At 45.2% G+C, this 18,943-nt stretch carries 15 protein-coding genes; 9 read left to right on the forward strand and 6 right to left on the reverse strand.

The features are described 5' to 3' along the window. Positions 1–8 precede the first annotated feature (8 nt). The 7 genes from HUX74_RS10860 to HUX74_RS10890 all read left to right on the forward strand — a co-directional run bounded on the left by HUX74_RS10860 (position 9) and on the right by HUX74_RS10890 (position 5,454). Positions 9–1,370 (forward strand): hypothetical protein, encoded by a 1,362-nt coding sequence (locus tag HUX74_RS10860; RefSeq protein WP_174646630.1) that lies wholly within the window; start codon positions 9–11, stop codon positions 1,368–1,370. 332 nt (positions 1,371–1,702) lie between these two features. Then, positions 1,703–2,890 (forward strand): reverse transcriptase/maturase family protein, encoded by a 1,188-nt coding sequence (locus tag HUX74_RS10865; protein WP_008642534.1) that lies wholly within the window; start codon positions 1,703–1,705, stop codon positions 2,888–2,890. Beyond that, entirely contained in the window at positions 2,853–3,281 is a 429-nt protein-coding gene (locus HUX74_RS10870) for a hypothetical protein (RefSeq protein WP_005650561.1), read from the forward strand. The genes HUX74_RS10865 and HUX74_RS10870 overlap by 38 nt, the downstream gene beginning before the upstream one ends. After that, positions 3,278–3,658 (forward strand): hypothetical protein, encoded by a 381-nt coding sequence (locus tag HUX74_RS10875; protein ID WP_005650559.1) that lies wholly within the window; start codon positions 3,278–3,280, stop codon positions 3,656–3,658. Before HUX74_RS10870 ends, HUX74_RS10875 begins: the two co-directional genes overlap by 4 nt. Next, complete coding sequence (locus HUX74_RS10880) at positions 3,655–4,254, forward strand: hypothetical protein (protein ID WP_009038912.1); 600 nt, start codon at positions 3,655–3,657, stop codon at positions 4,252–4,254. The genes HUX74_RS10875 and HUX74_RS10880 overlap by 4 nt, the downstream gene beginning before the upstream one ends. Continuing rightward, positions 4,251–4,847 (forward strand): N-acetylmuramoyl-L-alanine amidase, encoded by a 597-nt coding sequence (locus HUX74_RS10885; RefSeq protein WP_005650556.1) that lies wholly within the window; start codon positions 4,251–4,253, stop codon positions 4,845–4,847. Before HUX74_RS10880 ends, HUX74_RS10885 begins: the two co-directional genes overlap by 4 nt. Beyond that, the gene (locus HUX74_RS10890; RefSeq protein WP_008642540.1) at positions 4,837–5,454 is read left to right on the forward strand and encodes a DUF6549 family protein; all 618 of its coding nucleotides are present in this window, start codon (positions 4,837–4,839) and stop codon (positions 5,452–5,454) included. The genes HUX74_RS10885 and HUX74_RS10890 overlap by 11 nt, the downstream gene beginning before the upstream one ends. 362 nt (positions 5,455–5,816) lie before the next feature. Here the strand turns inward: HUX74_RS10890 and secDF are convergent, their stop codons facing one another. The 5 genes from secDF to HUX74_RS10915 all read right to left on the reverse strand — a co-directional run bounded on the left by secDF (position 5,817) and on the right by HUX74_RS10915 (position 13,773). Then, complete coding sequence (gene secDF, locus HUX74_RS10895) at positions 5,817–8,816, reverse strand: protein translocase subunit SecDF (RefSeq protein ID WP_129643589.1); 3,000 nt, start codon at positions 8,814–8,816, stop codon at positions 5,817–5,819. An 83-nt stretch (positions 8,817–8,899) separates the two neighbouring features. Next, the gene (locus HUX74_RS10900) at positions 8,900–10,984 is read right to left on the reverse strand and encodes a M3 family metallopeptidase (RefSeq protein WP_174646631.1); all 2,085 of its coding nucleotides are present in this window, start codon (positions 10,982–10,984) and stop codon (positions 8,900–8,902) included. Positions 10,985–11,025: 41 nt separating this feature from the next. Then, positions 11,026–12,126, reverse strand: a complete 1,101-nt coding sequence (locus HUX74_RS10905) for an endonuclease/exonuclease/phosphatase family protein (RefSeq protein ID WP_117600125.1) — start codon at positions 12,124–12,126, stop codon at positions 11,026–11,028. A gap of 92 nt (positions 12,127–12,218) precedes the next feature. Then, positions 12,219–13,109, reverse strand: a complete 891-nt coding sequence (locus HUX74_RS10910) for a rhomboid family intramembrane serine protease (protein ID WP_117964656.1) — start codon at positions 13,107–13,109, stop codon at positions 12,219–12,221. After that, entirely contained in the window at positions 13,090–13,773 is a 684-nt protein-coding gene (locus tag HUX74_RS10915; protein ID WP_165491367.1) for a rhomboid family intramembrane serine protease, read from the reverse strand. The genes HUX74_RS10910 and HUX74_RS10915 overlap by 20 nt, the downstream gene beginning before the upstream one ends. Before the next feature lie 246 nt (positions 13,774–14,019). On the opposite strand from HUX74_RS10915, the gene HUX74_RS10920 reads away from it, so the two are divergent. Continuing rightward, positions 14,020–14,286, forward strand: a complete 267-nt coding sequence (locus HUX74_RS10920; protein ID WP_117878811.1) for an HU family DNA-binding protein — start codon at positions 14,020–14,022, stop codon at positions 14,284–14,286. Positions 14,287–14,441: 155 nt separating this feature from the next. Beyond that, positions 14,442–16,259 carry an arginine--tRNA ligase gene (gene argS / locus HUX74_RS10925; protein WP_174646632.1) on the forward strand — a complete coding sequence of 606 codons (1,818 nt, stop codon included), beginning with the start codon at positions 14,442–14,444 and terminating at the stop codon, positions 16,257–16,259. 141 nt (positions 16,260–16,400) lie between these two features. On the opposite strand, the gene topA is transcribed toward argS, so the two are convergent. Then, positions 16,401–18,803 carry a type I DNA topoisomerase gene (topA, locus tag HUX74_RS10930; protein ID WP_005834437.1) on the reverse strand — a complete coding sequence of 801 codons (2,403 nt, stop codon included), beginning with the start codon at positions 18,801–18,803 and terminating at the stop codon, positions 16,401–16,403. Positions 18,804–18,943 lie beyond the last annotated feature (140 nt).

Here is an 18,943-nt window from a genome sequence, read left to right on the forward strand (position 1 = left end):
TTATAGCTATGGGATTATTATTGGGAAGCGGAAACACGAAACCGCAATATCCTTACGACCAATGGTATGGGGTGCAAGGTGATTTCAACTCACAGGACTACAAACTAAAGCGTGTGGGTAATTTGGATTTGCACCGTACATTACCCATTCAAGCGAAGCTGAAACGCTTTGTGGAAAACCCTGACGGCTCGGTTAAGTATTACCTTAACCAAAATGACAGCCGTAAAAAGGATTCGGGTGCAACGGCTTTGATTGACAGCACGGACGGTAATGTAATGCTTGAAAAGCCGGAATATTACTTCAAGTTGGAAATAGAGGGAACGAAATGGATTCGTGCCTATTCCGAATATCCGTTGCCCGGCTTTATCAAGATGGAACGAAAGACGGTAAGCCCGTGGTATGCAACGGTGGATATTACCAACTCTGTAGCCGTTTCGGGATGTTGGCTCACTTGGAATGGCGATGAAATTGCAAGGGATTCAGACGGATTTGTTATACTCAAAGCGAATGCCGCACAATTCAGAGGCGGTTCGGGTGCTGGTGATGCCGCTAAGGATGGTACTTACAACTCCATGTTGGGTATGCCTCGTACTTCCATTTCAAAGGCTGGTGTTCGTCCTCTTTGCAAGAACGGAACACACCACGGGGCGTACAGGGTGTACAATGAAATTGCTTGGTTGCAACGTGTGGAATATGCCTCATTGCACTGCCAAGATGCTTACACCGAAACGCTGACTGCTGACGGATTCCATCAAGGAGGCTTAGGGAGTGGTCCGGTTGTTAATGGTACGGAGTGGAATACATGGGGAAGTTACAAACCCTTTGTGCCTTGCGGTGTTACTGCAACGCTGGGAAACAACACGGGTAAGGTGTCCTACACCATCAAGGGATGGACTGGTGGCGATAAGGTGGTACAAGTAACCTCTTACCGTGGCTTGGAAACTCCTTATGAATACTTGTGGATGCTTGCTGATGATGTACTAATTTGGCATAAAGCGGATGTATCTATTGCCTATGTATGCGAAGACCCGACAAAATTCACCTCTCATTCAGATAGTGCTACTACCGTACCTATCGGATATGAAGCCATTACGGAGCTTCCACGAACTGAGGGCTATGTGCTTTCTATGGCTCATTCCACTAAAGGTTATTCCTTTGCCGAAAAAGTAGGAGGTTCAAGTAATAAAGGGTATTGCGATTACTATTGGACTCCCACAGGTGGTAGTACGTGGTCTGCTGTAGGCTGGTATGGTGCCCTTTTGTCTGCTTCTGCGATTAATGGTGCGCCTGCGGGTTTCGGTTTTCTGAATGCGCTTTCTCGTTCCTCGAATGTGGATGCGACCCTTGGGTTCCGCTTGTGCCGTTTTTGACGGACTGCAAAACTCGGTGAACGGAGCAACGAAAATGGCGTTGGATTGAAAAAAATAAAAACATAACAGGGTTGTGGCGGCTGGTGCCCTTTTGTCTGCTAATGCGAATAATGGTGCGAATGCGGGTTTCGGTTATCTGAATGCGAATAATCGTTCCTCGAATGCGAATGCGAACATTGGGTTCCGCTTTTACCGTGGTTTCAACTTATAACTGTTGCTGCCACGCCCTTACCTCACAGGGACTATCGGCACGTCTGATAGTTGGTAAAATAATATGGATTAGGACGGTGCAAGTAAGTAATTGAAAGCTCTGTTTTAGAACAACGGCACAAATGGGTGTAGTAAAGACTGAATACGGGTTATGTTATACGGCTGATACCTGCTTTAATCAATACTCGGATTTTGAGGATTGCGGTTTATATGTCGGTGATACAGGAAAGATATTCATTTCCCAAGCTAAGAAAATTAAGAATGTTTATCACCTGATATATGAATGCTCCAACCTCATACGGGCGCAATATAAGGCACAGCAAGGCAAAGGAGAGCGTACCGAAATATCCAAGTTCAATGAGAACATTTTGGAGAATTTGGATAGCTTGTACTGGGACTTGCGCAATGAAACTTATACCCCCGGTGAATATCGGATTAAGGTTATATATGAGCCGAAAGAAAGGGTGATTATGATTGCCCCGTTCTTCCCGGACAGGATAGTACACCATTGCATTATCAATGTGTTGGGGCGTTACTGGACTAACTTCTTCATTGCGAATACATACGCTTGTATCAAAGGGCGTGGTATTCATAAATGTATGGAGGATGTGCATACGGCTTTAATCATAGACAGAAAAGGTACAAGGTTCTGTTTGAAGATTGACATCAAGAAGTTCTATGATAACATAGACCACGCAGCATTGAAAAGGATAATCCGCTACACTATAGCGGATGAACAACTGTTAAGGCTGTTGGATAAGATAATAGATAGTAACGGTAAAGACAAGGGGCTGCCAATAGGCAATTTCACAAGTCAATATTTGGCTAATCTCTATTTAGCATATTTCGACCATTGGGTTAAAGAAGAACTGGCTAAGATAGTGATGAAGCGTTTTGGGGTGAAAATCTACTACTATCGCTATATGGATGATATGGTGATACTATGCGCTGACAAAGAGGCACTGCATTTCGTACTCGACATGATGGGGCTTTACTTGGGTGGCGAATTGAAAGTAGAGATTAAAAGCAACTGGCAGATATTCCCGGTTGATGCTCGTAGCATTGATTATGTGGGATTCAAACAAAACCATTACGGCATATTGCTAAGAAGCGGTATTCTGAAAAGGTTTTATAAGAAATTCCACCGCACCATCAATAAATACGAAATCAAAGATGAAACGGATATTAAACACTTCTTCCCATCTGAATATGGCTGGATAATCAGATGCTCGGAGGAACACAGTAAATTCATTTTTAATAATTGTTTGAACGATGGAAGCAAATGTTTTGACTACAGGGCTGCTGGCTAAGACTAAGCCGGAGGTGATAGATTCTCTTAATAACGGGCAGGGAACGTTCCTTTATAACCATAACATCAAAGAGGTTAAGGTTATTGCAGACAAAGAGGGTGGCATTGAGATTACGACTGATGCGGAACGTGCCACAGGCACGATGTTCCAATATGACAGCGTGAGGGTGGAATATCCAAAAACGGCTGATAATATTTTCAGCACGTTGCTTACTGCAAGATACCCGGCTAAGACAGAAAGTAAGCTGGTAAACGAATATCAGTCTGCCATGCTGGGATTGCTTGCCGAAAGTGCGAAATCCCCCTATGAGAACTTTTTGAAAGACCGTTTGGCTATCCGTGAAATGGTGGATGCCGATTGTGAAACCTATAATATACCGATGGACTTATGAACGAGGTAATGGACTTTGAGGAAACCGAATCCTTGAATGAAGATATTTTCGATTGTGAATACACCTCAGTAGATGCCGTGATTAATGAGGTCACGGTGTTTACGGGATGTAAGGAAAGACAGACAGAGAACGGAACGAGAACACTAATCGCCTATGGCGAGGGTATCGGTGCATCCGCTTTCTATACTGATAGTAAGAAGTTGAAAGATGTTGTTTTAGACCCGAAGCGCAAATATCCATTTCGTGCCGTAATCAAAGTGGTACGCTATGGAACGATGTACGGGTTTAAGTTCTTTCCACCGAATACTCCAATCACGCAGGAGGATAGGGATAACTTTGAGTATTACAAGCGAAACAAGTATAAGAAAAACCGATGATGGAAGAAAGTTTGAAAGTAGCACAAGGCATAAGCGATTTTGGCTTTATGGTGATAGTGTGCGCTGTGTTTCTCTGTTTGGCGGCTGCACTTATGGTAGCTTGTTTCAAGTGGTTCAAGTCTATCATTAACGACATGATTAAAAGCAATCAGTCTATGGTAGCCGAACTTCTGACGGAAACCAAAACCCAAAATGATATGCTCACTGACATTGCAGAGGGGTTAAGACCCGAAACGCAGTTGCGGATAAAAAACATATCAAGCATTTACTTTGACCTTGCCGTTGAGAGGGTTTGCCGTATAATAAAGAAAGTGCGTGAAGAAAACCACATCGCAGACCGTGAAGCCACGAAAGCGAAAGTACACACCTTGATTATGAATATGCACGAGGACAGAAACAGCCGATTTGATGCACATTCGTATCGAGGGAAACGATTGTCAAGCTACACTTCGCCCGAATGGATTGAATGGGTAGAGCAATGTGTGTTGTCAGAGGTTTATGCGGAAACGGTGAACAATGGCAGAGCTTATACCAATGTACAAATGGTATATGACAGAATTAAAATAGATTTTTACCATAAATTGAATCAAGAATGAAGATACTTATAGACAATGGGCATGGAGAAAATACACCAGGTAAACGCAGCCCGGATGGAACTTTCAGGGAGTATGCCTATACAAGAGAAATTGCGGATGAAGTCGTGCGTGAACTGGCTAAACGTGGCTATGTAGCGGAACGCATTGTTAAGGAGAACTTGGACGTGCCTTTGGCTGAACGTGCAAGGCGTGTGAACGAGATTTGCGCCCGATATGGAGCTAATAACGTGTTGCTTGTTTCCATCCACTGCAATGCTGCCGGGAATGGCGAATGGATGAATGCCCGTGGATGGTCTGCCTATACCACTAAGGGCAAAACGAAAGCTGACGAATTGGCAAACCGAATGTATGATGCTGCCGCTTGCTTTATTACCGGGCAAAAGATTAGGCGTGACTATTCGGATGGCGACCCGGATTGGGAGGAAAATTTTTACATCCTTTCCAAGACGAAATGCCCGGCTGTATTGACGGAAAATTTCTTCATGGATAACAAGGAAGATATTGCTTACCTTACATCTATGGAGGGGAAACAAAACATTGTGAACACCCACGTAGAGGGTATAATCCAATACATCAAGGAATATGAGAAATAAAGCGTTTTTGATATTAATCGCCCTCTGTGGGCTTTTGATGGCGGCTACCTTTGGGCTATGGGCTTATTGTTCCAAGTTGAAATCAGAAAAGGAAAGATTGGATGGCAACCAAACCGCCTTGTTGGAGAAAATTGAATTTTACCAAACAGAATCCGGAAAATCCGCTGCTTCTGTACAGGCATTGACTTTATCCAAGTCTGAGGTGGAAAAGCATTGTGCCGACTTGACGAATACCGTTAAGGAACTTGACTTGAAAGTAAAGAGGTTACAAGCGGCTTCCACGAATGCAACAAAAACGGAGGTGGAGGTACAAACCATAGTTAAGGATAGCATTATATACCGTGATACATCCTATCTTAAAGTCCAAGCGATACGATGGAAAGACCCGTGGATAAATGTTGATGGCTTAATCATGCCCGATAAGAAACTAGATTTACGCATACAATCTGTAGATACCCTATTTCAAGTAGTGCATAGAGTGCCTAAGCAATGGTTGTTTTTCCGATGGGGAACAAAGGCTATTAGGCAAGAAGTTGTAAGTAGCAATCCCCATACCAAAATAGTGTATTCGGAATATATAGAATTGAAGAAACGGAAAAAGAAATGATTAGGTGTTAGTAATAGAGTAGAACTTTTGTTCTGAGCCGGGTTCGCTGTGAAGTGCGCCCGGTTTTTCTTTGTCCTTTGAAATAAAAGTCATATCTTTGCAGTACCGATTCTGAAAATCGGTGTTGCATTGTACCCCTGTATTCTTCTTTTGGAGAGGCAGGGGTATTCAACAAAAATGCAAAAGTTCTACTATAGTTCTACGAAAAATTGAAATAGTCTCGCAAGTGACTGATACTCAAAGTTAGGTTAGAAGTTTCCTAAACTTTAGATCCGGGTTCGATTCCCGGCGAGACTACAAAAAAGGAGGAAATCCATTTCGGATTTCCTCCTTTTTTAGTTTATAGTTTTTTGTCTAAATTCTTATTTGGCTACTTCTACAGCTGCTTCAGTACCTTTCTTGTTTTTCATCAACAGATATGCGATAGGAGATGCAACGAACAGAGAAGACAGTGTACCGAATACAACACCCAGAATCATGGCGAATGCGAAGCTGCGGATGGAATCACCACCGAGGATGAAGATGCACAGCAACACAATCAAGGTGCTCAGTGAAGTATTGATGGTACGTGCCAAAGTTGTATTCAATGAGTCATTGAACAACTGGAACTTGTCACGCTTCGGATAGAGACCGAAGAATTCACGTACACGGTCAAAGATTACCACCTTGTCGTTGATAGAGTAACCGATAGCTGTCAGGATGGCACCGATAAAGGTCTGGTCGATTTCCAGAGAGAACGGCATCCAGCCCCAACAGATGGAGTAGGCACCCAGGATGATGATAGTATCACAAGCCAATGCGGATACTGAACCGATACTGTATGCAATATTGCGGAAACGGATCAGGATATAGATACCGATGGCAATCAATGCAAGTACAACAGACCAGATGGCTGAAACCTTAATGTCGTCTGCGATACTCGGACCTACCTTCTGGGAACTGATAATACTTCCGCCCGTATGGTTTTCGCGGTCGATGAAGGTTTCCAAAGTGATGTTCTGAGTCAGCAACGGTTTCAATGTTTCGTATAAGTATGCTTCGATCTCAGAGTCGATGTTGTTACCTTCTTCTTCGATACGGTAGTTGGTACTGATACGTACTGTCTTGCCGTCCGTGCCGATGGCGATAACGCTGACATTGGCATCGCCGAACTTGCTGGAGATAAGCTCGCGAACTTGTTCTGGCTCTACCTTATTCTCAAACTGTACTTTGAAGTTACGTCCACCAGTGAAGTCGATACTCTGGCTCAATCCGCGGGTAGCGAGGAAAGCGATACATATAACTATGATAACTCCAGTAGTGGTCAGCCACAATTTGTTTCTACCCATGAAGTCGAAGTGTACATTCGCCATCAAGTTCTTTGAAATCTTGGAAGAGAATGTCAGATTCAGGAGTTTGTCCTTGCTCATGAAATGGTCATAGAACAGACGCGTCATGAATACGGCAGTAAAGAACGAAATCAAAATACCGATAATCAATGTAGTAGCAAAACCACGGATAGGACCTGTACCGAAGTTGAACAAGATAATACCGGTGATGATAGACGTCAAGTTGGAGTCGAAGATTGCAGAGAAGGCGTTGGAGTAACCGTCAGCCAATGCTTTCTTTACACCCTTGCCTGCACGGAGTTCTTCTTTGGTACGTTCGTAAATCAATACGTTGGCATCTACAGCCATACCCAGTGCCAGCACCATACCGGCAATACCGGACATCGTCAATGCTGCTTGGAAAGAAGAAAGGATACCCAATGTGAAGAACAAGTTCAGTACCAGAGCACCGTTGGCAACCATACCCGGAATGAATCCGTACATAGAGCACATGTAAACCATCAGCAGAATCAATGCTACGATGAATGACATGATACCGGCATTGATAGAAGCTTGTCCCAGTGAAGGACCTACGATATCTTCTTGTACGATGTGTGCAGGAGCCGGCATCTTACCTGATCTTAACACGTTTGCCAAGTCTTTTGCTTGTTCCGGAGTAAAGTGACCGGTAATCTGTGAGTTACCGCCCGTGATTTCATTGTTTACGTTCGGTGCTGAGTAAACATAACCGTCCAGCACGATAGCAATGCTTTTGCCGATATTCTGTTTGGTGAGCTGAGCCCAACGGCGGGCACCGTCAGTGTTCATAGACATACTTACGGCAGGTTTACCGTAATGGTCGTATTCGTCTTTGGCGCTAACCACTACATCACCTTCCAGAGGCGCCTTGCCGTTACGTTCTGTAGAACGGATGGCATAAAGTTCGAAAGTCTGGGCTTTCGGATCGTATTCATAAGGAGATACGCCCCACTTCAGACGCAAGTCTTTCGGCATTTCGGCCTGAACTTCCGGCATGGAAAGGTATCTGTTGATTTCAGCAGTATCCTTGTAGTTGGCATAAGCAACAACAGGACCTTGCCCGCTGGGGTTGACCTGCAGGATGGCGAACAGCGGGTGTTCTTTCTTTATCTGCGCAAGGTCAACAGCTTGTGTTTTGTTTTCGCCTTTTAAAGCAGCGGCAAGACTGTCGGCTGTGCTGGTAGCTTGTGCTACGGCAGGAGTTTCGGTAGCTGCGCTGTCTGCCTCTTCTGTCGGAGTTTCGCTTGCAACGATGGCACGCAACTTGGTGTCGGCAGCTTGCAGATAAGGAGTAACATCTTTTGCTGTGTATGTTTCCCAGAATTCCAGATTGGCGGAACCTTGTAACAATTTTCTTACACGTTCAGGCTCTTTGATACCCGGAAGTTCCACCATGATGCGCCCCATCTTGTCTTCCAGACTTTGGATGTTAGGCTGAACTACACCGAAACGGTCAATACGGGTACGGAGTACATTATAGGAATTCTCAACAGCCGCCTTTACCTCTTCGCGCAATACTTTTTCAACTTCTGCGTCGGTAGATTTCTGAGTTACCTTGTCTTTTAATTGTTGGGTTGCGAACAGCTGTGACAGCGGAGCACCCGGAGCAAGCTTGTGATACTCTCTGACGAACAAGGTGATCACGTCATCCTGGCTTGTGGTAGCTTGTTTGGCGGCAGTGGCCAATGCTTGGTTGAATGCTTCGTCAGTCTTGTTGTCAGCCAATACTTTGATGACATCGGGTACGGATACTTCAAGGATGACGTTCATACCGCCCTTCAAGTCCAAACCTAAACTGATCTCCATCTCACGACATTGTTTCAGCGTCCAATTGCCAAAATACACTTTCTCATTAGCCAGAGAATCGAGGTAGTCCTGCTCTACTTTCACATCGCCTTTTGCAAACTCTTTGGCCTTACTTGTGTAATGGCGAGTTACAAAAGAGAAGGAGAGATAGAACACACACACCAGTGTGAGCAATATCGCAAAAACCCTTACAAATCCTTTGTTTTGCATGTTACTTTTAGTTTATTATGATTACTTTTTAATTAAATTCTGTTGCATACAAGGCTGCAAATATAGCTTTTTTTTCACAAATCTTACTTCATACCGCGATTTTTTAACATCGGGTCTAATTGAGGCTCAGTTCCTCTGAAGTTCTTATAGAGAGTCATCGGGTCTTCGCTGTCTCCTTTTTCCAGAACATTTTGGCGGAAAAGGTCGGCTGTTTGCTTGTCGAAGATACCGTGTTCTTTGAAGGCTTCGAAGGCATCATTGTCTAGAACATTGGCCCAGAGATAGCTGTAGTAGCCTGCCGCATAGCCGCCAATGATGTGGTTAAAGTACGTGGTACGATAACGGGGAGCTATTTCCGGAATCAGCCCCAGTTGGTCCATTGCTTCTTTTTCGTATGCAACGACATCAAGACCTTCGGTGTCAGTCAGGTTATGCAGATTCATGTCGAGGATGGCGGCGGCCAGCAACTCGGTAGTCATGAAACCCTGATTGAACGTTTTTTGGTTCAGTATCTTTTCAATCAGGCTGTCGGGGATGACTTCGCCAGTCTTGTAATGCTTGGCATACATTTTCAGCACTTCGGGTTCGGTGGCCCAGTGCTCGTTGATTTGGGAGGGGAGTTCCACGAAATCGCGTACGACATTGGTGCCTGAAGTACCTTTATACTGGCATTGGGTTAGCAATCCGTGCAGAGCATGGCCAAACTCATGGAACAAAGTTTCTACTTCGTCGATAGTCAGCAGGGAGGGAGTGTCGCCTACCGGCTTGGTGAAGCTGCATACGTTGCATACCAATGGGCGTACGCCGTCTTGTTGCTCACGGTAATTACTCATCCATGCTCCGCCACTCTTGCCGGGGCGGGGGAAGTAGTCTACATAGAAAATGCCCAGTTGTGAGCCATCGGCGGCTTTCACTTCGAACACTTCCACATCGGGATGATAGACGGGGATGCCCTCGAGTTTAGTCAGTGTGATGCCATAGAGCTTGTTGGCAACGGCAAAGGCGCCTTCGCGTACATTTTCCAGCTTGAAGTAGGGCTTGATTTCTTCTTCTTCGAGATTGTATTTTTCTTTGCGCAGTTTCTCGGTGTAGTACCACCAGTCCCATGCTTCCAGTTTCTCTCCTTTGCCTTCCTTGTCCATCAGCTTTTGCAGCTCGGCTGCTTCGGCTTTTGCCTTGGGGAGTGCATAGCTCCATAAATTGTTGAGGAAGTCCATCACGGTAGCGGAATTCTTTGCCATTGTATTGTCCAATACAAAGTTGGAGTAACAATCGAATCCCAGCAATTGCGCCTTTTCAAGTCTCAGGCTTACGATGTCGGCAATGATTTTTTTGTTGTCGTTCTTGTCATTGTTGTTGCCACGGTTGATGTAGGCTTTGTACATCTGCTCGCGCAGCGGGCGGTTGGCTGAATATTGCAGGAAAGGCAGGCGGCTTGCATTGTGCAGGGTGAACAGCCATTTGCCTTCTTGTCCGGTGGCACGGGCTTCGACCAAGGCGCTTTCGCGGAACCATTGGGGAAGTCCGGCGAGGTCTTCTTCTTTTTCTACATAAAGCTTGAAATCGTTGTTTTCGTTCAGGATGTTGTTGCTGAACGTGATTCCGAGCGTGGAAAGCTGCTTGTTGATTTCGCGCAGGCGGGCTTGTTTGTCGGCCGGAAGATTGGCGCCGGAACGGACAAAACCCTTATAAGTCTTTTCCAGCAGTCTTTGTTGCTCACGGGTCAGACCGAGAGCATCTTTCTGATTGTAGACAGCATCTATTTTCTTGAAAAGCTCCTGATTGAGTGAGATGTTGTCTTCGTGTTCGGCCAATGTCGGGGCCAGTTTCATGGAAAGGGCTGTCAGTTCATCGGTAGTTTCGGCCTCCGTCAGGTTGAAGAATACACCGCCTACACGGTCCAGAGTTGGGGAGCTGTTGTCGAGAGCAACAACGACATTTTCGAAAGTGGGAGCTTCTGTATTGGCAATGATGGCTTGGATATTGGCATTCTGCTCTTCTATACCTTTTTGGAATGCGGGTTCATAGTGCTCCAACTTGATTTTATCGAATGGAGGCACTCCATTGGGTGTTTGAAACTCGGTAAGGAACGGATTGCTTTCCGTCTGGGTGGCACAGGAGTACATCATACAACTTGCTGCTAAAATTAGAATACATTTTTTGAACATTGTTTTCTAAGTATTAAATGTTAAGTATTAATTCTCAATTCTCAATTCTTTTTGGTGATATAACACCATATCGGATAGTGGTCTGAATCCTTGATGGAACGGTCTACTGTACAATTGTAGGCTTTCAGGTTCTTGCTGGTCAATATATTGTCTATCCGAAAATAGAATCTGTTCTGATTGTAAGAAATTCCTAATCCCCGTCCTGATTTGGTGAATGCATCGTCCAGATTTTGGGCGATGGTACGATGAGTATAAGAGATGGGGGTGTCGTTGAAATCGCCACATACAATGATACAAGGATGTGGTGAAGCTGTTATTTCGTGTGCAATCGTGTCAGCTTGCGGTGCGCGGATGGCTGATGCCTCTGCTAATTTACGTATGAGCAGGCGCATACCGCTTTTCACCTTTTCTTTTTCAGGGGATTTCAGCATGTTTTCGTACACGGCTTTATCGGCTTTGGTCAATTTGTTGGACTCCAAATGATTGTTGATGAGGGTGACTGTATCCTCTCCTATTTTTACTTCATACAGTACCGAACCGTTGTACTCGCTGGAATAATCTAGTACACGTGCCGAGAGAATCGGATATTTGGAATAACATGCTATCTTGTTGGTATGCCCTTTTTCCCTGCCCACCGTGTTGATGCGGTGATATGGATATGCCTTGAGTTCCTGTTCCACATCTTTTTGCGAAAGGTGCCGGGATGATTCTGTCGTGGAGTATTCTTGGAGGCAGAGGATATCGGCATTACTTTCTTTTAAATAAGTCAGTATGGGATTCTTGCCATTCTGCTTGATGGCTCCGTCAAATCCCATGATGTTGTATGAGAGTAATTTGAAACTTGTTTCAGGCAACTTGTTTGTATGAAAGTTGATGGGCAGATAAGTGCGTGTCTGTGAATAACAAAGTAGTAATCCTATCAAGGGAAGCAATGCGGTTTTGTAACGCTGGATGACCAGCCAAAAGATGAAGAAGCCTATATTTATCATCAGAAAAACGGGAAATGTCAGTCCCAGGCACGACTGCACCGGATGTGTGACCGGCTGTATGTGCGGACTATAGGCGGTAAACAGTAGCAAGCCCGTAAACAAGGCATTGACCGCCAAAATCAGGAGGGCGACAAAATTACCTAAATACTTCATTATAATAATTGAAAATTGAAAGGTGAAAACTGAAAATAAGAGTGGCGGCTATTTTCTCATTCTCCATATTCCACTTTCCGTTTTCCATTTGTTTAACGTTTACTTGCGTCGAACAAGCTTTTCTTTTCCTCCGTAGTAAGGCTTTCGTATCCCGATTTCTTTAATTTGTCGAGAATGCGGTCTATTTCGTCGGATTGGGCTTTTTTCCGTGCGTTGTAATCATAATCTTTTTGTTTACTGGTACCGTAATGTACTTTCATTTTCGGCTTTCGGGGTTTAAAGCTGACGATGGAAACTAAAGCATCCAGACATTTGTTTATACATGAGGTCAGGTCACTGCCTTTGCTGAGGCTGGCAGCAAACCATAACCCTGCCAGCGCACCTCCCAAATGTGCGATGTGTCCACCGGCATTGCTGGAGGTAATGAATAGCAAATCGGTGCCTATAACGATAAGCGCCAGATACTTCAGTCGGATGGTTCCGAAAAGAAATAGATGTATCGGATAGTTGGGCTCACGATAGGCTGTGGCAGCTACGATGGCAAGCACGGAAGCAGAGGCACCCAGCATGAAAGAGTAATTTATCATGGGGTGGAAGTACGGGAAAATATGATAGGCGGCAATATAGAGCAAACCACCGCAGATTCCTCCCAAAATGTACACACCACGCAGATGCTTTGCAGAAAAGAAGTTCAGGAATAGTGCTCCGAACCAATAAAGCCACAGCATGTTGAAAAGAATGTGCATGAATCCTGCATGCATGAACATGTACGTCAGCAGTGACCACGGTTGCAGAATGAAGCGTGAAAGTGATGCCGGTAATTCCAGCCATTCGAATATTCCCATCATACTCCGATTGAACAATTGGAGCATGACTTCAGTCAGAGTGGTGAATATGAATACCGCTGCATTGATGTAAATCAACTGGATATAGATATTTCCTCTGCGAAAGTTTTCTTTCAAATCAGTTATAATAGTAGCCATTTCCTCTGTTCTTTTTTCTCCAATACATAATCAAGATAAAACCGAATACCATACCGCCCAGATGTGCAAAGTGTGCCACATTGTCTCCTGCGTTATTTGCAAATCCGGCATATAGCTCAATCAGGGCATATCCGATAACAAAATATTTGGCCTTGATGGGAACCGGTAACGGGAAGATGAACATTTGCTGGTTGGGGAACAACATGCCGAATGCCAGCAGAATGGCGTATACTGCTCCCGAAGCTCCCACGGTAGTCATCATATTGAGATATTCCTCCATCGGGATGATGGCCATGCCGGTATTCACGCTGTCATAGGCGGAAAGCACTGTCTCATAATGAATATACTGTACCACCTCCTGAATAATTCCGGCTCCTATACCGCACACCAGATAGTAGAACAGAAATCGTTTTGGCCCCCATACCTGCTCTAAAATACGTCCGAACATCCATACGGCAAACATGTTGAAAAATATGTGCGCGAATCCGGCGTGCATGAACATATATGTTATCAATTGTGCTGCATTGAAATCTTCGGCAAGAAAAAAATGCAATCCGAGATATTGGGCGAGGTCGATGCCGTAGCTTTGGGCGACGATGGTACCCAGAAACATCAGCACATTAATGATTAAAAGGTTCTTGGTTACAGTAGGTATAGTATTCATAATCTGTTGTTTCAATTCATTTTACAGTTCAAAAACAGTTGCCTGTTTTTGCTTTCTCCGGCAAAAATACGAATAAATTCTGTTCTATAACAGAAAAAGCAGATTCTATTCCTTCTTTTTCGTTGTTTTCCAATATTTTTTTAATGTTTTTATTTGATATTCAGAAATATTGCTCTATTTTTGTGGAGGTTTGTGATGAAAAGTAAAAATATCTTTTGTGTAACATATTAATTAATTTTAAGCATTATGAATAAGGCGGAACTTATTAGCGCTATGGCAGCGGAGTCTGGTTTGTCAAAGACTGATTCAAAGAAAGCATTGGATGCATTTATCGCATCAGTCACTAAGGCAATGAAGGCCGGTGATAAAGTATCATTGGTTGGTTTTGGAACTTTCAGTGTGGTGGAAAGAGGAGCGCGTATGGGTATCAACCCCTCTACTAAAAAGCCTATCGAGATTGCTGCAAAGAAAGTTGTTAAATTCAAACCAGGTGCGGAATTGACAGCTGAATAAGAACAGTATACTCAACATACAAAGAGGGGACGTTTTACAAGGAGCGTCCCCTCTTTGTATGTTGAATATCTTGTGAGTCAATAAAAACAAGCCTGCTTGTTTTGTACTGATTTCGGTTTACGCTATCTTTGCACGCAGGAAAATACATTTGAATCATGAATATAGAACAGAAACTGGTATCGTCCGTCATCGGCGGACTGAAAGCGCTTTACGGACAGGATGTTCCTGCCGCACAAGTGCAGTTGCAGAAAACCAAGAAAGAATTTGAGGGACATCTCACGCTGGTTGTATTCCCTTTCCTCCGTATGTCCAAGAAAGGACCGGAGCAGACGGCCCAGGAAATCGGTGAATACTTGCAGGCAAACGAGTCTTCGGTTGCAGCATTTAATGTCATTAAGGGCTTCCTGAATCTGACCATTGCCTCCTCTGCGTGGATAGAATTGTTGAATGGCATTCATGCGGACAAGCAGTACGGTATCGTGGCTGCTACTGACAACTCTCCATTGGTGATGATTGAGTATTCTTCTCCCAATACCAACAAACCGCTTCATTTGGGCCATGTACGCAACAATCTTTTGGGAAATGCGCTGGCTAATATAGTGGCTGCCAACGGTAATAAGGTAGTAAAGACAAATATTGTCAATGACCGTGGAATTCATATCTGCAAGTCCATGTTGGCATGGCAGAAGTACGGGAATGGTGAAACTCCCGAATCATCCGGTAAGAAGGGAGACCACTTGATTGGCGATTACTATGTTTCCTTCGACAAGCATTATAAGGCGGAAGTGAAAGAACTGATGGCCAAGTTCCAAAGCGAAGGCATGAATGAGGAAGAAGCGAAAGCCAAGGCAGAAGCTGAATCTCCTTTGATGAAGGAGGCTCGTGAAATGCTGGTAAAGTGGGAGGCCAATGACCCGGAAGTACGTGAGCTCTGGAAGAAGATGAACGACTGGGTGTATGCAGGTTTTGACGAGACTTACCGTATGATGGGTGTAACTTTTGATAAGATATATTACGAATCAAACACGTACCTCGAAGGTAAGGAGAAGGTAATGGAGGGCCTGGAGAAAGGCTTCTTCTACCGGAAAGAAGATGGCTCTGTATGGGCGGACCTTACGGGGGAGGGGCTGGACCACAAGCTGCTGCTGCGTGCGGACGGTACATCCGTCTACATGACGCAGGATATAGGTACTGCTAAACTCCGTTTTGCAGATTATCCCATTGACAAGATGATTTATGTGGTAGGCAACGAACAGAATTACCATTTCCAGGTATTGTCCATCCTGCTCGACAAACTGGGCTTCGAATGGGGTAAAGGGTTGGTGCACTTCTCTTACGGTATGGTGGAACTTCCCGAGGGCAAGATGAAGAGCCGCGAAGGTACCGTGGTTGATGCTGACGACCTGATGGCGGAGATGATTGATACAGCCAAGGAAACCAGCAATGAACTGGGCAAGCTGGATGGTCTGACAAAGGAAGAAGCAGACAATATCGCCCGTATCGTTGGTCTGGGTGCCTTGAAGTACTTCATCCTGAAAGTGGATGCCCGCAAGAACATGACATTCAATCCAAAAGAGTCCATCGACTTCAATGGTAATACGGGACCGTTCATCCAATATACTTATGCACGTATCCAGTCTGTTCTCCGCAAGGCAAAAGAGGCCGGTATCGAAATCCCTGCCCAGTTGCCTGCCGGCATTGAACTGAGTGAGAAGGAAGAGGGGCTGATACAGATGGTTGCCGACTTTGCCGCTATCGTGAAGCAGGCAGGTGAGGATTACAGCCCGTCCATCATTGCAAACTATACGTATGACCTTGTGAAGGAATATAACCAGTTCTACCATGACTTCAGCATTCTGCGTGAGGAGAACGAAGCAGTGAAGGTATTCCGCCTTGCATTGTCCGAGGATGTAGCCAAGGTGGTACGCTTAGGTATGGGTTTACTGGGAATTGAGGTGCCGGATAGGATGTAAACATCGCACTATAAAAGAATAAGCCCGAGGATACTTCTTCGGGCTTATTCTTTTATAGTATAATATTTATTCTTGTGGTATAAATAATAGAAGTTTAAATTATCGTCTCCTTTCTCCCATTTTATACGTGTAGACTAAGTCCTATTTTGTCTTGCTTGTTTTGGCAGTTGCCTTGGCGGTTGTTTTAGTCGTTTTCGTTGCTTTCACCGCCTTTGCAGTCCGCTTAGACTTGCCCGTATCCTTGTCGCTTTGCAGTTTCACAATTTCCAGACAAGCCTGAAGGTTCAGGTCTTGAGGGATGATGTCTTTAGGAATCTTGTAGTTGCTGCCTTTATAAGCGATGTAAGGGCCATAGCGTCCATTCAGGATTTCCAGTTCCGGTTCTTCCTCAAACTTCTTGATATGTTTCTGGGCTTCTGCTTCTTGTTTCTTTTGCAAAAGTTCAATAGCTTCTTCCAGCGTAACGGTCATCGGGTCCATTGTCTTGGGTAACGAGGCATACAAGCCGTTGTTCTGGATATAAGGTCCGAAACGTCCCGCACCTACGACTACATTCTTGCCTTCATACTCTCCGAGAGTACGGGGAAGTTTGAACAGCTCCAGCGCTTCTTCCAGCGTAATGGTCTCGATGGACATTTCTTTTTTTACCTGGGCGAAACGGGGCTTTTCCTCATCTTCGGCAGTACCTATCTGTGCTACTGGGCCGAAACGTCCGATTTTTACAGACACTTGTTTTCCGCTGACGGGGTCTGTTCCTAGAATCCGTTCGCCTGCCTTGTGGGCGGTTTTCGCGGCAAGTGTGTTTTCTACTGAAGGATGGAATTTCTTATAGAATGTTTTCAGAATGGCGGTCCATTGCTTGTCACCTTCGGCTATTTCGTCGAATTGCTTTTCGACGCTCGCAGTGAAGTTGTAGTCAAGGATGTCCGGGAAGTACTCTATCAGGAAGTCATTGACCACAATACCGGTGTCTGTCGGCATCAGTTTTGACTTTTCAGCTCCGGTGATTTCTGTATGGTTGTTGTCCGTTATTTCATTACCCTGCAAGTTAAGCACATTGTAGGTGCGTTCTTCACCTGCTTTTTCTCCTTTTATCACGTATTCGCGTTGCTGGATGGTGGAAATGGTCGGAGCATAGGTAGACGGACGTCCGATACCCAGTTCCTCCAATTTGCGCACAAGGCTTGCTTCCGTGTAGCGGGGAGGGTGTTGGGTGAAACGTTCGGTAGCGGTGATACCTTCATGTTCGAGCTTCTGTCCTTTTTTCAGAGGGGGCAGTAGGCGTGCCTCATCTTCCTGGGTTTCTACGTCATCATCGTATGATTCGCGGTAGACACGGAGGAAACCGTCAAATTTCACCACTTCGCCGGTTGCAGTGAAAGTCTCCGTCTCGTTGCTGATAGCAATGGTTACGGTTGTCTTTTCCACTTCGGCATCTGCCATCTGCGAGGCGATGGTACGTTTCCAGATGAGGTCGTACAGCTTTCTTTCCTGCGGGGTACCTTCTATCTTGGCATTCTCCATATAGGTGGGGCGGATAGCTTCGTGGGCTTCTTGCGCTCCTTTGGTCTTGGTGGCGAAGTGACGGTTGTGTACGTAACGTTCGCCCATCAGGTTGGAGATGGTTTCACGGCTGGCGTTGACGGCAAGTTCGGAAAGGTTGACGGAGTCGGTACGCATGTAGGTTATCAATCCGGATTCGTACAGACGTTGCGCCACCATCATGGTCTGTGCCACGGTGAATCCCAGTTTGCGGGCAGCCTCCTGCTGCAAGGTAGAGGTGGTGAACGGGGCGGCGGGAGTTTTCTTCAGCGGACGGGTAGTGATGTCGCTGATGGTAAACGTGGCTGCTTTACAGCTCTCCAGCAATTTCCGGGCTTCTGCCTTTGTCTTGAGCCGGTGCGCCAGTTCGGCTTTCATTTCCACTGTTTTGCCGTCAGTGTCCGGAACGAGGAATACGGCGGTAACACGGTAGGATGCTTCGGTTTGGAATGCATGTATCTCGCGTTCGCGCTCTACAATGAGACGGACGGCTACGGACTGTACACGGCCTGCAGAAAGGGCAGGTTTCACTTTCTTCCACAATACCGGTGAAAGTTCAAAACCTACGATACGGTCCAGGATACGTCGGGCTTGCTGGGCATCGACCAGGTTGATGTCAATGTCACGGGGATTTTCTATCGCTTTCAGGATGGCACCTTTGGTGATTTCATGGAAGACGATACGTCTGGTGTGTTCCGGTTTCAGTTTCAGCACTTCGTACAAGTGCCATGCGATGGCTTCCCCTTCGCGGTCCTCATCGGAAGCCAGCCATACGGTTTCTGCCTGCTCGGCTTCTTCTTTCAACTGGGTTACGAGTTTCTTTTTATCCGCCGGTATCTCGTAATGCGGTTTGAAGTCTTTGTCTACATCAATACTGAATTCTTTTTTCTTCAAATCACGTATATGGCCGTAGCTGGAAAGGACTTTGAAATCTTTTCCAAGGAATTTCTCGATGGTTTTTGCTTTCGCCGGAGACTCGACTATGACAAGGTTTTTCTGCATAAATTTCTGTTTTTTAGTGACTCCCGCCACTGAATTCGCCCGCAAAAGTAGGAAAAAAAGATTCTTCCCACCTTATAATATAAGGAGAATTTAGCAAAAATGACCTTTTTTGTTCAAATTAGAGCTCCGGCTTGTGCTGC

It is taken from the genome of Bacteroides sp. Marseille-P8574, from assembly GCF_902825465.1.
In the GTDB taxonomy this organism is placed as follows: Bacteria; Bacteroidota; Bacteroidia; order Bacteroidales; family Bacteroidaceae; genus Bacteroides; species Bacteroides uniformis.

What these genes read in the sequence shown, in the direction of transcription:
- HUX74_RS10860 (WP_174646630.1), top strand. Translation starts at nt 9, where the DNA reads ATGGGATTATTATTGGGAAGCGGAAACACGAAACCGCAATATCCTTAC.
- HUX74_RS10865 (WP_008642534.1), top strand. Translation starts at nt 1,703, where the DNA reads ATGGGTGTAGTAAAGACTGAATACGGGTTATGTTATACGGCTGATACC.
- HUX74_RS10870 (WP_005650561.1), top strand. Translation starts at nt 2,853, where the DNA reads ATGGAAGCAAATGTTTTGACTACAGGGCTGCTGGCTAAGACTAAGCCG.
- HUX74_RS10875 (WP_005650559.1), top strand. Translation starts at nt 3,278, where the DNA reads ATGAACGAGGTAATGGACTTTGAGGAAACCGAATCCTTGAATGAAGAT.
- HUX74_RS10880 (WP_009038912.1), top strand. Translation starts at nt 3,655, where the DNA reads ATGATGGAAGAAAGTTTGAAAGTAGCACAAGGCATAAGCGATTTTGGC.
- HUX74_RS10885 (WP_005650556.1), top strand. Translation starts at nt 4,251, where the DNA reads ATGAAGATACTTATAGACAATGGGCATGGAGAAAATACACCAGGTAAA.
- HUX74_RS10890 (WP_008642540.1), top strand. Translation starts at nt 4,837, where the DNA reads ATGAGAAATAAAGCGTTTTTGATATTAATCGCCCTCTGTGGGCTTTTG.
- secDF (WP_129643589.1), bottom strand. Translation starts at nt 8,816, where the DNA reads ATGCAAAACAAAGGATTTGTAAGGGTTTTTGCGATATTGCTCACACTG.
- HUX74_RS10900 (WP_174646631.1), bottom strand. Translation starts at nt 10,984, where the DNA reads ATGTTCAAAAAATGTATTCTAATTTTAGCAGCAAGTTGTATGATGTAC.
- HUX74_RS10905 (WP_117600125.1), bottom strand. Translation starts at nt 12,126, where the DNA reads ATGAAGTATTTAGGTAATTTTGTCGCCCTCCTGATTTTGGCGGTCAAT.
- HUX74_RS10910 (WP_117964656.1), bottom strand. Translation starts at nt 13,109, where the DNA reads ATGGCTACTATTATAACTGATTTGAAAGAAAACTTTCGCAGAGGAAAT.
- HUX74_RS10915 (WP_165491367.1), bottom strand. Translation starts at nt 13,773, where the DNA reads ATGAATACTATACCTACTGTAACCAAGAACCTTTTAATCATTAATGTG.
- HUX74_RS10920 (WP_117878811.1), top strand. Translation starts at nt 14,020, where the DNA reads ATGAATAAGGCGGAACTTATTAGCGCTATGGCAGCGGAGTCTGGTTTG.
- argS (WP_174646632.1), top strand. Translation starts at nt 14,442, where the DNA reads ATGAATATAGAACAGAAACTGGTATCGTCCGTCATCGGCGGACTGAAA.
- topA (WP_005834437.1), bottom strand. Translation starts at nt 18,803, where the DNA reads ATGCAGAAAAACCTTGTCATAGTCGAGTCTCCGGCGAAAGCAAAAACC.